This is a genomic window from Dehalococcoidia bacterium, from assembly GCA_028711995.1.
GTDB lineage: Bacteria > Chloroflexota > Dehalococcoidia > SZUA-161 > SpSt-899 > JAQTRE01.
The window spans coordinates 1-11960 of record JAQTRE010000087.1; the positions used below are offsets into that span (position 1 = coordinate 1).

Here is an 11960-nt window from a genome sequence, read left to right on the forward strand (position 1 = left end):
TTTTTGAGTTCCTTGCGCTCCTCGCCCGTCAACCTGACCTTGTATTTCAACAGCGGCATATCAACCCCCTTTCTGAAGATTGCTATACCGCTATTTTAGCGTCAATGCAAGTGTGACATGACACTAGTCGAGGTGCAGGAACGTTTGGACAGGCGACTCATGGTGTCCTGTAAGGGGGAGATTCTTACCCCGCAGGAAACGCCTCCTCTTGCCTCACAACTACGTGCTTCGATTGATGCCTACTACGCAAATGGGGGTTGGGCCAAACTGGCCGAGGATCTACTGCACGACCCGAACCCGCCGAAGCGTTTTCAGTCCGGTAAGAAACACATCGGCCTTGGTTGGGAGCCATCCTGGTACAACAATGAAGATGGAAAGCGCACTCATAGAGAGCTGGTTCTGGCGGGGATGGAACGGGCTCGGCTTCAGGGCAAGCATATTGGAAGACACAAGCGTGTGATCGACCAGGAAGGATTCTTGCAGCGCCTACAGACGACGGTGAATCGTATCGCCGAGGGCGTCATTTCCCGGCGACAATCGGCCCGGGAATTGGGCATTGGCTATGCTACCCTTAAACGCCTGCTCGACGCCAATTTCAACTCGCTGCAAGAAAAGCAGGACAGCATAGCTCTTCACTCCCGTCAGAGAACCTATTTTCTTCTCTACAGATTGGCTTCGCATGAACAATTCATTCCATCGATCTGAAGAGTAATGGACTTGATATCTTGGGCTGTTTCAATATGATTGGTCATTTGCTCTTCTCCGAATTCATCCGTTACACTCTGCCAATTGTTGGTTAAACTTCAATTGGTTTCGCTATCGTTCACAACTTTGTTGAGGTATGGTAGAACTTCACGCCAGACCTTCAGCGCCTCTTTGTAAGCCATCTTCCCCTTGTCCGTAAGTTCATAGACCTTGCGCTCTCTACCCCCGGTCGCTTCCGCGTTCACCACGGCGTAATCGCCCTTCGCCAGCTCGTTCAGAATCGGATAGATCGTCGCATACGCAGGGGTACAGCAACCCTGGGTAAACTGGCGCATTTTCTCCAGGAGAGCATAGCCATGGGTTGGTCCCTGATAAAGTGTTTGCAGAATGAGAAACTTGGAAAGGCTCATATTAATTAAAGATTTCCAATAAGCTTGACTCTCTAGCTGCATAATCGTTTCCTTATGAAGATCATCGATATATCGAGCATCTATGTATTACCTCAATGAATACGCTTTGTCAATAATCGTATAGGCATCGCTCTCAGAACAGGAGGTCCGTACCCGTAGGAGTTGGCTTACCCTGTTCGGAGGCGATGATATGTGTGAGGCTCAGCATCTCAGTCTGGTGGCATCGGTTCATCAACGGTTATTGAAGCGCTGCGCTCTTCAGCAGTTGCTGTATCGGCTCTCCCTGACGCCCCAAATTAGGCTATTGACAAAAGTCCATTAGGTGCTGAGAATATGTAGATATCTGCATATTGTCCTGAAAGGGGGATTGTATGAGGGACCTTCTGAAAGCCTTCAAAGCGCTGTCTGACGACACCAGACTGCGGATCTTGAATGTCTTGCTGGAGCGCGAGTGCTGTGTATGCGAGGTGATGCAGGCACTGAGTATATCACAAAGCAGAACATCCCGTAATCTTGGTATTCTCAATGACGCCGGATTTCTCAAATCCCACCGGGATGGGATGTGGACGGTATACGCGATCGATTATGACGCTATCCGCCAATATCGGCCCAAACTGGTTGAGCTCGTCGGACTAGCGCTTGAGGGGAATAGCGAAGCACAGAAGGACCGGGAGCGCCTGAGGAAGGCTGAGCGGGTAGGACCCGGCTGCGCCGCGGTTTGCACCAGGTGAAATTTTTACCCGTCTCATGCGCTCATGTACATATGCGAGGTAGCAATTGACTTGAGGCGTTCCCTGATGTCGGCACGGGCTACGGCACAGCCATGGAATTGCTTTTGGTTGAAACAGATTTGAGCAGTCCTACCACATTGGTGATTCGCAACATCATGGAACAAGAAGATGCTGATCTATCTCTTTACGGTATTGGTCGTGGCCGCTATCAGCGGGCTCGTTTTCGGACTTGTCACATCATAAGGAGAAAATATGAACATCAAGGTGCTGGGGCCTGATTGTCCCAAGTGCAGACAACTGGAGAAGACGGTCGAGGAGGTGGTCAAAGAGATGGGGTTGGATATCACAGTAGAAAAGGTAAGCGATATGAAGAAGATCATGAATTATCGTATTTTGATGACTCCGGGGTTGGTCATCGATGAAAAAGTGGTGGTCTCCGGTAAAGTGCCGAATAAGGTCGAGGTCACCCGGTATATCACCAGCGCCTTGGCCAAAGGATAGGGGCCCAGAGGCAAAGGCCAATTTCCCGTCCACGGGAAGAGGGGAGGAAAATCAATGAATACCGTGCTCATAAAATTGGGGAGACCCTTGCCTGAGCTATTCGGGTTCAAAGGAGGGACGCCTTATTACCTCCTAGCTGAAGAAGCATCGGAGGGTGAGACCATCCTCAGCCTGATGCGCAAATTGGCTAGAACTCACCCCGATTTCGCGGCCGTCGCCTTCAATTCCGATCCCGAAGGCAAAGATACCTCGCCGTTTATTGTGCGCCTGAATGATCGGATATGTAGTCGCACCGCCACCATCCATGACAGCGATATCGTAGCCCTCTTCCCGGGAGTCGGCTGATGAGGGTGTCATAAGGTGCTCGTGGAGCGCCTAGCGAAACGAAGAGCATCTTCGAATGCCTTGAAGAAGGTAGAAAAGAAATAGGGCATCCGGCGAGTCAGAGAATAGGAGGCAAAAATGGCGGAGTTTCTGGAGACAACCTTCGAGAAGTTAATCTTCAAGGTGAAGGTGGGCTACCTCTACAGTAAGGAGGATTTCTGGGCCGACATAAGGGGCAATGTGGCAACCGTGGGGTTGGCCGACTTCCTTCAGAAGTCCAAAGGAGACGTTGCCTTTCTGGAGACAGTTGAGCCGGGCACACCAGTTAAAAAGGGTCAAGAATTGGGCAAGATCGAGACTATAAAAGCCACCGTTGGGATCATATCGCCGGTCAATGGCAAGGTGATCGAGATCAACCCTGAGCTTGAGGACAGCCCGCACCTTATCAACAGCGACCCTTACGAGGCAGGATGGATATACAAGATCGAACTCACTGATCCAGAGGGAGACAAGGGTAAACTCTTAGAGGCCGAAAGCTACATGAAACTAATGAGGGAAAAGATCGAGAAGGAGGGAAAGAAACTATATGGGTAGGAAGGATAAGAAAGTGGTCGTGATGGCGTGTAGCGGGATCGGCAAACCCTTAGGGGCGCTGGCCCGAGAGACCACGTATGAGTTGATAGAGCGGGTCAGGCCGGGGACTGCCATAACGACCTGTCTGCCTCTCGTGGTGATCGGCGACCCTGAGGCAAGGAATCTGGTTCTGGGGAATCCGGTGATTTCCATCGACGGTTGTGCAAAGGAATGTGCCAAGAAAAGTCTCGAATCTCAGGGGGCGAAAGTGGCTAGGTCTTACCAGACTCTTGATTTCCTGAAGAAGCACAAGGGATTGAAACCGGAGGGCATCAGCGAACTGAACGAGGCAGGGCAGAAGCTTGCCGCACTATCGGCCGATGACCTGGGAGAGGTCGTGGATGAGCTTGTCAAGGAGGATAGATGATGGCCAACGAAGTTCCGTATGTGGGTATCGTTTCATGCAGCGGAGAGGAGTTGCCGGAAGGAACCACTTCCCGAGTCGCCTGTCGCAAGGTGCTTGAAGAGTTGCAGCCTGGGAGAAGCGTCACGATGTGTCTGCCCCTCTTCATCGCTGGCGGGGTAGAGGAGCGGACTTTCGCGTCCAAATATCCTACCATCACTGTGGACGGCTGCGAGAAACGGTGCGCCGCCATAGCTACCGAGAAGCTCTCAGGAAAGCCAGCCAAGTGCCTCATCGTCACTGACATCCTCAAGAAAAAAGGCGTCCCTCGTCCAACCAAGTTACGCCACCTGGGACCGGAAGAAAAGGCCGCCGCCCAGGCAGTTGCTGAGGAAATTGCCAAAGCCATAGACGAAGTCGTGGGAAAGGCATAAGGAGATAACATGGCCATTTATAAGAACAAGGTAGAATGGCGCGGCGAGCACCTGGGTTACACATGGTGTCAGAATGGAGTCGAAATGAAGTTCTCCGCCCCACCTACCCTATTCGGCCTGCCAAATGTACTCACCCCTGAGGATGCCTTTGTGGCGGCGGCTAATACCTGCTACCAAATGATGGTCATCTGGGCTATGGAGCGGTTCAAGATAGAGCTTGTCTCCTTTGAGTGCGAGGCTGAAGGCGAGGTGGAAGAATTCATCGACCGAACATCGTGGTTCAAGAAGGTGACACTGTCTCCGAAAATCGTGGTCAGAGGGAAATCGCAAGCGACAGTGCAGCGAGCCCTTGAGATGGCGCTGAAGTACTCAACGATCTGCCAGTCGCTCAAATCCGAAGTGAGCATCAAGCCAACCATCTTGGTGCAGTAGGTGATTGCCGATGCGAGAAAGATATCAAATCGCCTTTCTTGGAGGAGGTCCTGCTGGATACCAGGGCGCGATACGTGCAGCGCAGCTCGGCGTCCGTGTAGCGGTAGTTGAAGAGAAGCTCTTGGGAGGTGTTTGTCTCAACAAGGGTTGCATACCCACCAAGACGGTACGGGCCTCTGCCGAGATCGGCCGGTCCATGCGCCGGGCCCAGGAGTATGGATTTCAACCCGTCGAGGCGATCCCGGATATGACTGCCATCATTGCCCGGAAAGAGAGGGTAGTGGCCAGTTTGCGCTGGAGCATCGAGCGGCTATTTCAGGCACACCGGATCGATCTGGTGGAGGGAAAAGGGCGCTTAATCAGTCCACACAAGATAGAGGTGGAAAAGGACGGACACGCAGACCTGGTAGAAGCGGAAAAAGTGGTTATCTCTACCGGCTCTCGACCAGCAACCCCGCCAGCATTCCAGCAAGAGCCGGGGATATTCTTGGCCGATGAGATTTTCAACATCACTTCCCTACCGAGCGAGTTGCTGGTAGTAGGTGGTGGAGCCATCGGTGTAGAAATGGCCGCCATCTTTCAGGAACTCGGCACGCAGGTTACCTTGATAGAAGCTGAAAACCGACTCTTGCCATCTGAAGACGCGGAGATGAGCGACTATTTGCAGGGCATTTTCCGAAGGCGAAGGGTCAAGACTATCTGTGGCGTCCAGATCGAGTCGGCAACTAAAAACGGTGATCAGTTCAGCATGAAACTCTCTGATGGCGCAACCATTACATCAGGCGCAGTGCTCCTGGCAGTGGGACGGCACCTCAACATTGACGGCATTGGTTTGGAAGATGTTGGGATAGACGTTCACAAAGGCCATATCAAAGTAGATGAGCATTTGCAGACCACTATGCCGGGCGTCTATGCTGCAGGCGATGCGATTGGCGGCTGGCTATTGGCGCATGTGGCTTTTGCCGAAGGCATCTGCGCAGCAGAGTGTGCGCTGGGTCGAGAAAGCCGGATGGACTATCGGGTCGTGCCCCGGTCGATCTTCAGCATGCCGGAATACTCAGCGGTCGGCCTTTCGGAGGAAGAGGCTCAAAATACCCACAATATCAAAGTGGCTCGTTTTCCTTTCAAATCTCTGGGAATGGGACAGGCCATGGGAGAAGTGGAGGGTCTGGTCAAGATCATCACTGATTCCCAGACCGACCAGATTCTTGGAGCGCATATCATTGGAGCGCATGCCAGTGACCTGGTTTCCGAGATCGCACTGTCTATGCAGGCAAGTGTGCCCAGCAGCGTCATCATGGAGACAATACATATTCATCCCACATTATCAGAGGCGGTATTGGAAGTGGCTCAGGCATTGCACGGCCAAGCGATTCACATACCCCCGCAGGAGATGGCGTGATGCCCGTATCGGTGCCAAAATGGCTGATGGCAGAAGTCCGTCAGGCAAAGAGAGGGCAAGATGCCGAGAACATCACCCACACCGCGGGTCTGCTCTCAGACCTCAAGCTATCCACGGTTTGCGAGAGCGCCCGGTGCCCCAACAGGGGTGAGTGCTTCTCTCACAACACTGCCACCTTTCTAATCTTGGGGGAAATCTGTACTCGCGGTTGCGCCTTCTGCGCCGTGAAGCGGGGCCAGCTACTTGGGCTTCCAGACGAAGGCGAACCTGAGCGTTTGGCCCAGGCAGTAGTCACATTAGGCTTGCGTCACGTGGTGATCACCTCCGTGACCCGCGATGATTTATCCGATGGTGGCGCAGGACATTACGCAGAGGTTGTGGCGACTTTGAAAAAGTGCTGTCCCGATGTCAAAGTGGAGCTCTTGATACCCGATTTCGGAGGTTCAAGCGAGGCTCTGGGCACGGTATTAGCGACCCGACCGGATGTATTAGCCCACAATCTGGAAACAGTCCCTCGTCTCTACCCACATGTTCGAAAGGGCGCGGAGTACAAACGTTCACTTAAGCTGCTTGAGAAGGCAAAGAAATTCTCGCCCGGCGTTTTCACTAAATCGGGTTTAATGCTGGGCCTTGGAGAAGAGGATGAAGAGATTGAAGAAGTGCTCTGGGATTTGCGAGGGGCAGAATGTGATATGTTGACGTTGGGCCAGTATCTGACACCATCGCTGGCCCATGCACCGGTGGCGCGCTATGTGATACCAGAGGAGTTTGCAGACTGGCAGCAAAAGGCTTTGAGCATAGGTTTCAAAAGCGTGGCCGCCGGCCCGTTGGTGAGAAATTCCTACAAAGCTCGCGTGTTTTTTGAGGAAATGAGATGAGGACATGGAGGTTTGTAGATACCGGGGCCTCACCCGCCTCGCTCAATATGGCCATCGATCAGGCAATGCTGGAAATGCATGCCAGCGGTAAGTCCTCACCCACTCTGCGCATTTACCAGTGGAGCCCGCCGGCAATCTCATTGGGATATTTCCAGCGACGCCATGGAATCGATCTTGCCGCATGTCAACGCCTTGGCATCGATGTGGTCAGGCGACCAACAGGTGGCAGGGCCGTGCTGCACTTCGAGGATGTCACTTACGCTATTGTTGCGGGCACGGTTGATGGCATCCCTTCATCGGCGGCTGCCGCCTACCATTTGATTTACCAAGGACTGCTGGCTGCATTTCGCACTCTGGGATTTGAGGCTGAGTTGGGTCGCAATGGGGAGAAGTTGCTTCCATCTGATATGTGTTTTCTTACCAGCACAGCAGGGGACATCCTTCACGAGGGGAAAAAGTTCGTTGGGAGTGCGCAGGCCTGGCATGGCTCCTCTATGCTTCAGCACGGCTCCATCATCTTGGAGCCCCATATCGAGGTATGGACGAATCTCCAAGGCGACGGTCATGTCTCTTCGCCAAACTATGAAGAGATGATTAAGCGGAGAATGACATCGGTCAGGGAGATACTGGGATGTGTCCCCGGAAGGGAGAAAATAGGCGCCGCGATTCAGCAAGGCATGTCCCAAGTGCTTGGGGTGGAGTTCAACGAAGATGGATTAACCCCAGAAGAATGGGGCATCGCCCGCAAGATCAGTGATGAACTCGATGAGGAAGAACTATGTTTGGACAAGAACCTGCCCGGATGTCAACCGGTGAGTTCAGGACCGGCATTGCAGACAACAAGTAATGGCTCCCACATCGTATTGAGGCAGAGTGACAATGGAAAAACCCTGTTGCGACAAGGCCGCCGCAAGGATGATAAAGAAACTGACTTTGCCTGATGGTTCACAGGTAGGTATCGTCAATCTGGAAAGCATCCTGAGGGAAGTTGCCGATCTGAAGCAGGTTGGTGCGGCGACCATTAAGAAAGAACTGCTGGAAAGAGCCAAGGCTTGCAACTATATTGCTCCCGCCGCGGAGGAGAAATACGCCAAGGCGCTCTTCAGAGAGTATAAACAGCAATATGGCAGAAATCGAAAACAAGAAGATGATCCATAAGAAGGCGCGAGCGGTCCTGTTTGTATGTGTGCATAATTCCGGCCGCAGCCAGATGGCGGAAGCCTTCTTCAACCAGGCGGTTCAGGGTCAGGCAAAAGCTCTTTCGGCGGGGACCGACCCAGCCCCTGGGGTCGGTCCGACAGTGGTCGAAGTGATGAGAGAAATCGGCATCGATCTGAGCGAGAGCATTCCTAAAACTCTCACTCCAGAAATGCTCGACGGGGCGGACAAGGTGATCACCATGGGCTGTGGAGTGGAAGGGGTCTGCCCGGCAACATTCGCGGAGACGCAAGACTGGGAACTGGAAGACCCCAAAGGCCAACCTACGGAAAAAGTGAGGCAGATTCGGGAACAGATCAGGAGGCATGTGATGCATTTACTCGATCATTGAAGCGATCGCTGTCCCTGATGATGATTGTCACCAGGCATGGTTCAAATCTAGCAATACGGAGGAAGATATGAATAAAACCGCAAGGGCGTTGTTTCTGAGCGCATTGGCAGTAGTTATCCTGTTGGCAGGGGGGCTGTGGGCATGCGATTCTTCGACGGACTCTGAACCTTCAGCCACTATCGCACAGGGCACCTCCCAGATGACCTCCTCCCCAGAATCTACACCCAGCGGAACCGGCTGGGTAGAAGTTGTGTATTTTCATCGCAATAGCCGCTGTTACAGTTGCAGATATGCAGAGGAGCAGACAAGATACACCTTAGAAACCTATTTCGGAAATGATCTGGCAAACGGAAGACTCATATTTAGGATTCTCAATTTGCAGGATTCCGCAAATGCTGAGAGCGTCAAGAAGTATGAACCGTACACATCTTCTCTATTTATCAATCAGGCCACTGAGGGAACCGACCACATTATACAGGTGACTGATATTTGGACAGAAATAGGGAACGATGATGGCTTCACTGCCGTGGTAAAGAATGCTGTGGGAGAAGCTCTGAAGGTCAGCTGATGGACATAACTCAGGTCCTTCAGCAGGCTGCCGCTGATGTCAACATTCCCTTGATATCTGCTTTTCTCCTGGGATTGTTGGCGGCGGTTAGTCCCTGCCCGCTGGCCACCAACATCTCTGCCATGGCATATGTGAGTCGGAACATCACCAGCCCTCGATCGGTGATGACCTCGGGCGCACTGTACACCCTGGGACGAATGGCGTCCTACTTCACCATCGGCGCCCTGATCATCCTGGCAGATGCCAAGACGGCCCGTATTGCCAATTCGCTGCAGGATGCAGGGGAGCGTTTCCTCGGCCCACTGTTGCTTGTTGTCGGCATACTGATGCTTGGTATTGTCAAGTTGCCATATATTCAAAGCGGGGGCAGACTCTCTGCCTTGGGATCAAAGGTTGCTGACCGTGGAGGGCTCGGAGCATTCGCGCTAGGTGTCATATTTGCTCTCGCATTTTGCCCGTTTACGGCAATTCTATTTTTTGCCATTATGATTCCCATGGCTATGGAATCAACTGAGGGCATCATCGTACCCGCTTCATTTGCCCTGGGAAGTGGACTCCCGGTACTCATCTTTGCAGGCTTGTTATCTGTGAGTGTCACTCGGGTTTCAGAATGGGCAAACAAGATTACGATGGCGGAAAAATTGATCCGCTGGGTTGTAGCTCTGGTGTTTGTGGGGGTAGGCATATATTACATCACTCTTTGAACTTGGTGACTAGAGTCTCAATACACATAGCAACAATTCGTTACGAGCTAGCAACCGGGCACATGAGGATGAATGCCATCCCAGAGTAAGAGGAAGGACCATTTGCAGGTCTCTGAAGAGTCGCGATGAACGGGGAAGTCAGCCCAGCATGAGCAACACGGTCGAATGAAGAGGGTGAAAACCAAGAATTCCAACTTGGGGAGGTAGACCTAACATGAGCAACATCAAACACACGGTCTAGATCACCTATTGCGTCGAGTGAGGGTTCCTCAGTTCTGCCACCAGGCTGGCGCGGTTGAGAAAGAGTTCGGCGCGAAGGTGGCCCTGAAAGGAGGTCACGGCGGCATCTTCGAGGTGTCACTAAATGGCCAGGCCATCTACACAAACCACAACCAGTGCGGCCGAATACCCACTGAAGAGGAAATTTTCAGCAGGATTCGCCAGGGCGAAGAGCCTAAGGATGAAACCGACAGTGAGTCCTGCTCATGCGGGGGAGGCTGAGGCCCCAAGGTGAAACCCTCGTGAAGGGACGATAACGCACCAGGAGGTACCTGGAGATTTTGAACTGAGTGAGTTCAGGCAAATCTGGGCATCGGTGCTTTAGCTTTGCCGGATAGGGGTCTGCCACAAGGGGAGGTGACACAATGCTTGAAATCACGAAATCCACCCTGGCGTTTGATGAGGAGGAACTAATCGAGCTTGAGCAGATCATGATCGACGAAGACGAGGCAGAAGCGCTGAAATTTCTCAAGAAGTCCGTCTACGATAAGATCGCTCGCTCTCAACAGGGAAGGCTGAAAAGCCACCTGGACGCTGGTGGAGCAAAGATGATAGATTCGGGCAGGAAGTCTTAGCAATCGATGCCGGGAGGGCACAACGTGCTGGAAATTCGAAAAACCGCCATCTTTTTTGATGAGGAGGAACTACTCGATCTTGTGCGCATCCTGGGTGACCATGATGAGGCGAGAGCTTTCAGGTTTCTGAAGAAGTCTGTCTACGATAAGATCGCTCGCTCTCAACAGGGAAGGCTGAAAAGCCACCTGGACGCTGGTGGAGACCCAGCGCAGAGATTCAAGTCAGGGCACTAAAACTAAGCCATTGTAAACTACTCAGAGGCAGAAACATAGGACAACTACGAGATCAGGTAGATCAACATTCAAATGTGAGATTGGATTAGCTTGGAGGAAAGAGGAAATGAAACCGGAAGAGATCAAAAAGGTAGTCCATGAAGGCTATAGCAAGATAGCCAGTCAGGCCAACACTGGCGGGTGCGGCTGTGGGCCTTCGTGTTGCGGCGGGTCGGCAAACTCGGAAGCGATGAGCCGCCGCGTTGGCTATTCGGAAAAGGACATCGATTCCGTTCCGGACGGAGCAAACTTGGGTCTCGGCTGCGGAAACCCGCTGGCCCTGCTATCGCTTCAGGAAGGGGAAGTGGTGTTGGACTTGGGTTCGGGAGCCGGATTCGATGCATTCCTGGCCGCCGCGAGGGTCGGTAACCGCGGACGGGTCATCGGGGTTGATATGACTATGGAGATGGTCGCCCGTGCCAGAGCCAATGCCGAGAAAGGCGGCTACCGGAACGTGGAATTCCGTCTGGGAGAGCTTGAAAGACTGCCCGTAGCAGACAATTGCGTAGACGCGGTGATCTCCAACTGCGTCATCAATCTGGTGCCGGATAAGGAAAAGACCTTTCAGGAAGCCTTCCGGGTGCTCAAGTTCGGAGGCAGGATTATGGTGTCGGATATTGTGCTGCTGAGAGAGCTTCCCCAAAATATCCGTGAGAACCTTGATCTCTACATCGGCTGTGTCGCCGGGGCGGTTCTGAAGAAGAGCTACCTGGAGGCCATAAAGGAAGCCGGATTCGAGCAGATCGAAATAATGGCAGAGAATACCGTGCCCCAGGAATGGGCGACAAGCCGTCCTATGATGGAGGCGACCTCCGATAGTGGAACATCATGGGTTTCCGCGGCACTGGGGCTGAATTCGGTCGTCAGTATTACGGTCCATGCGGTGAGCCATTTCAAGGAATACGGGGGATGGAACAATCTTTACTGAGGAATAGAGCATGAGCAACACAAGCAAAGCAGGAGTCATAGGAAGACTATCGTTTCTTGATCGTTATCTGACGGCATGGATTTTCATCGCCATGGCTCTGGGAGTGGGATTGGGGCATTTTGTTCCTGAAGTGGCTAATCGAATCAACGATCTGAGCATCGGCGCCACGTCCATCCCGATTGCCGTTGGGCTGATTCTAATGATGTACCCGCCCCTGGCCAAAGTGAAATATGAAGACTTGCCGAGGGTGTTTCGCGACTGGCGAATCCTGGGACTTTCGTTGATTCAGAA

The 11960-nt window shown here is 52.7% G+C and carries 21 protein-coding genes; 20 read left to right on the top strand and 1 reads right to left on the bottom strand.

The features are described 5' to 3' along the window. The first annotated feature begins 117 nt into the window (after window positions 1–117). Window positions 118–705 carry a hypothetical protein gene (locus tag PHV74_11205; GenBank protein ID MDD5094928.1) on the top strand — a complete coding sequence of 196 codons (588 nt, stop codon included), beginning with the start codon at window positions 118–120 and terminating at the stop codon, window positions 703–705. A 98-nt stretch (window positions 706–803) separates the two neighbouring features. Here the strand turns inward: PHV74_11205 and PHV74_11210 are convergent, their stop codons facing one another. Next, entirely contained in the window at window positions 804–1115 is a 312-nt protein-coding gene (locus tag PHV74_11210) for a PadR family transcriptional regulator (protein ID MDD5094929.1), read from the bottom strand. A 371-nt stretch (window positions 1116–1486) separates the two neighbouring features. Here PHV74_11210 and PHV74_11215 point away from each other — a divergent pair, with 371 nt between their 5' ends. From PHV74_11215 to PHV74_11305, 19 genes are all read left to right on the top strand, one after another. After that, window positions 1487–1846 carry a metalloregulator ArsR/SmtB family transcription factor gene (locus tag PHV74_11215; GenBank protein MDD5094930.1) on the top strand — a complete coding sequence of 120 codons (360 nt, stop codon included), beginning with the start codon at window positions 1487–1489 and terminating at the stop codon, window positions 1844–1846. A 252-nt stretch (window positions 1847–2098) separates the two neighbouring features. Then, a complete protein-coding gene (locus tag PHV74_11220) occupies window positions 2099–2347 on the top strand; it encodes a thioredoxin family protein (GenBank protein MDD5094931.1) in 249 nt (82 codons plus the stop codon). Window positions 2348–2401: 54 nt separating this feature from the next. Next, the gene (locus PHV74_11225) at window positions 2402–2692 is read left to right on the top strand and encodes a MoaD/ThiS family protein (GenBank protein MDD5094932.1); all 291 of its coding nucleotides are present in this window, start codon (window positions 2402–2404) and stop codon (window positions 2690–2692) included. A 117-nt stretch (window positions 2693–2809) separates the two neighbouring features. Then, window positions 2810–3265, top strand: a complete 456-nt coding sequence (gcvH, locus tag PHV74_11230; protein ID MDD5094933.1) for a glycine cleavage system protein GcvH — start codon at window positions 2810–2812, stop codon at window positions 3263–3265. Continuing rightward, window positions 3258–3671, top strand: a complete 414-nt coding sequence (locus PHV74_11235) for a putative zinc-binding protein (GenBank protein ID MDD5094934.1) — start codon at window positions 3258–3260, stop codon at window positions 3669–3671. Before gcvH ends, PHV74_11235 begins: the two co-directional genes overlap by 8 nt. Continuing rightward, a complete protein-coding gene (locus PHV74_11240) occupies window positions 3668–4081 on the top strand; it encodes a putative zinc-binding protein (protein MDD5094935.1) in 414 nt (137 codons plus the stop codon). The genes PHV74_11235 and PHV74_11240 overlap by 4 nt, the downstream gene beginning before the upstream one ends. Window positions 4082–4090: 9 nt before the next feature. Further along, window positions 4091–4513, top strand: a complete 423-nt coding sequence (locus tag PHV74_11245; GenBank protein MDD5094936.1) for an OsmC family protein — start codon at window positions 4091–4093, stop codon at window positions 4511–4513. A gap of 10 nt (window positions 4514–4523) precedes the next feature. Next, window positions 4524–5915, top strand: coding sequence for a dihydrolipoyl dehydrogenase (gene lpdA, locus PHV74_11250; protein ID MDD5094937.1), 1392 nt, complete (start codon window positions 4524–4526; stop codon window positions 5913–5915). Further along, window positions 5915–6793: a lipoyl synthase gene (gene lipA, locus PHV74_11255; GenBank protein ID MDD5094938.1), complete on the top strand. Its 879-nt coding sequence runs from the start codon at window positions 5915–5917 to the stop codon at window positions 6791–6793. The genes lpdA and lipA overlap by 1 nt, the downstream gene beginning before the upstream one ends. After that, window positions 6790–7734 carry a biotin/lipoate A/B protein ligase family protein gene (locus PHV74_11260; protein MDD5094939.1) on the top strand — a complete coding sequence of 315 codons (945 nt, stop codon included), beginning with the start codon at window positions 6790–6792 and terminating at the stop codon, window positions 7732–7734. Before lipA ends, PHV74_11260 begins: the two co-directional genes overlap by 4 nt. After that, the gene (locus tag PHV74_11265; protein ID MDD5094940.1) at window positions 7709–7951 is read left to right on the top strand and encodes a hypothetical protein; all 243 of its coding nucleotides are present in this window, start codon (window positions 7709–7711) and stop codon (window positions 7949–7951) included. Before PHV74_11260 ends, PHV74_11265 begins: the two co-directional genes overlap by 26 nt. After that, window positions 7917–8342 (top strand): arsenate reductase ArsC, encoded by a 426-nt coding sequence (locus tag PHV74_11270; protein MDD5094941.1) that lies wholly within the window; start codon window positions 7917–7919, stop codon window positions 8340–8342. The genes PHV74_11265 and PHV74_11270 overlap by 35 nt, the downstream gene beginning before the upstream one ends. Window positions 8343–8409: 67 nt before the next feature. Beyond that, complete coding sequence (locus tag PHV74_11275; GenBank protein ID MDD5094942.1) at window positions 8410–8910, top strand: nitrophenyl compound nitroreductase subunit ArsF family protein; 501 nt, start codon at window positions 8410–8412, stop codon at window positions 8908–8910. Beyond that, on the top strand, window positions 8910–9614 hold the full coding sequence (locus PHV74_11280) for an aromatic aminobenezylarsenical efflux permease ArsG family transporter (GenBank protein ID MDD5094943.1): 705 nt from the start codon (window positions 8910–8912) through the stop codon (window positions 9612–9614). Before PHV74_11275 ends, PHV74_11280 begins: the two co-directional genes overlap by 1 nt. 258 nt (window positions 9615–9872) lie before the next feature. Continuing rightward, entirely contained in the window at window positions 9873–10115 is a 243-nt protein-coding gene (locus PHV74_11285; GenBank protein ID MDD5094944.1) for an Rdx family protein, read from the top strand. 143 nt (window positions 10116–10258) lie between these two features. Beyond that, window positions 10259–10468, top strand: coding sequence for a hypothetical protein (locus tag PHV74_11290; protein MDD5094945.1), 210 nt, complete (start codon window positions 10259–10261; stop codon window positions 10466–10468). A gap of 24 nt (window positions 10469–10492) precedes the next feature. Continuing rightward, window positions 10493–10702 carry a hypothetical protein gene (locus PHV74_11295; GenBank protein MDD5094946.1) on the top strand — a complete coding sequence of 70 codons (210 nt, stop codon included), beginning with the start codon at window positions 10493–10495 and terminating at the stop codon, window positions 10700–10702. A 106-nt stretch (window positions 10703–10808) separates the two neighbouring features. Then, window positions 10809–11669 (top strand): arsenite methyltransferase, encoded by an 861-nt coding sequence (gene arsM, locus PHV74_11300; protein ID MDD5094947.1) that lies wholly within the window; start codon window positions 10809–10811, stop codon window positions 11667–11669. A 10-nt stretch (window positions 11670–11679) separates the two neighbouring features. Continuing rightward, window positions 11680–11960: arsenical-resistance protein (locus tag PHV74_11305; protein MDD5094948.1), on the top strand; the 281-nt coding region annotated here is incomplete at its 3' end.

What these genes read in the sequence shown, in the direction of transcription:
- PHV74_11265 (MDD5094940.1), top strand. Translation starts at nt 7,709, where the DNA reads ATGATAAAGAAACTGACTTTGCCTGATGGTTCACAGGTAGGTATCGTC.
- PHV74_11275 (MDD5094942.1), top strand. Translation starts at nt 8,410, where the DNA reads ATGAATAAAACCGCAAGGGCGTTGTTTCTGAGCGCATTGGCAGTAGTT.
- PHV74_11210 (MDD5094929.1), bottom strand. Translation starts at nt 1,115, where the DNA reads ATGAGCCTTTCCAAGTTTCTCATTCTGCAAACACTTTATCAGGGACCA.
- gcvH (MDD5094933.1), top strand. Translation starts at nt 2,810, where the DNA reads ATGGCGGAGTTTCTGGAGACAACCTTCGAGAAGTTAATCTTCAAGGTG.
- PHV74_11245 (MDD5094936.1), top strand. Translation starts at nt 4,091, where the DNA reads ATGGCCATTTATAAGAACAAGGTAGAATGGCGCGGCGAGCACCTGGGT.
- lpdA (MDD5094937.1), top strand. Translation starts at nt 4,524, where the DNA reads ATGCGAGAAAGATATCAAATCGCCTTTCTTGGAGGAGGTCCTGCTGGA.
- PHV74_11260 (MDD5094939.1), top strand. Translation starts at nt 6,790, where the DNA reads ATGAGGACATGGAGGTTTGTAGATACCGGGGCCTCACCCGCCTCGCTC.
- PHV74_11220 (MDD5094931.1), top strand. Translation starts at nt 2,099, where the DNA reads ATGAACATCAAGGTGCTGGGGCCTGATTGTCCCAAGTGCAGACAACTG.
- lipA (MDD5094938.1), top strand. Translation starts at nt 5,915, where the DNA reads ATGCCCGTATCGGTGCCAAAATGGCTGATGGCAGAAGTCCGTCAGGCA.
- arsM (MDD5094947.1), top strand. Translation starts at nt 10,809, where the DNA reads ATGAAACCGGAAGAGATCAAAAAGGTAGTCCATGAAGGCTATAGCAAG.
- PHV74_11280 (MDD5094943.1), top strand. Translation starts at nt 8,910, where the DNA reads ATGGACATAACTCAGGTCCTTCAGCAGGCTGCCGCTGATGTCAACATT.
- PHV74_11290 (MDD5094945.1), top strand. Translation starts at nt 10,259, where the DNA reads ATGCTTGAAATCACGAAATCCACCCTGGCGTTTGATGAGGAGGAACTA.
- PHV74_11225 (MDD5094932.1), top strand. Translation starts at nt 2,402, where the DNA reads ATGAATACCGTGCTCATAAAATTGGGGAGACCCTTGCCTGAGCTATTC.
- PHV74_11205 (MDD5094928.1), top strand. Translation starts at nt 118, where the DNA reads ATGACACTAGTCGAGGTGCAGGAACGTTTGGACAGGCGACTCATGGTG.
- PHV74_11270 (MDD5094941.1), top strand. Translation starts at nt 7,917, where the DNA reads ATGGCAGAAATCGAAAACAAGAAGATGATCCATAAGAAGGCGCGAGCG.
- PHV74_11235 (MDD5094934.1), top strand. Translation starts at nt 3,258, where the DNA reads ATGGGTAGGAAGGATAAGAAAGTGGTCGTGATGGCGTGTAGCGGGATC.
- PHV74_11240 (MDD5094935.1), top strand. Translation starts at nt 3,668, where the DNA reads ATGATGGCCAACGAAGTTCCGTATGTGGGTATCGTTTCATGCAGCGGA.
- PHV74_11215 (MDD5094930.1), top strand. Translation starts at nt 1,487, where the DNA reads ATGAGGGACCTTCTGAAAGCCTTCAAAGCGCTGTCTGACGACACCAGA.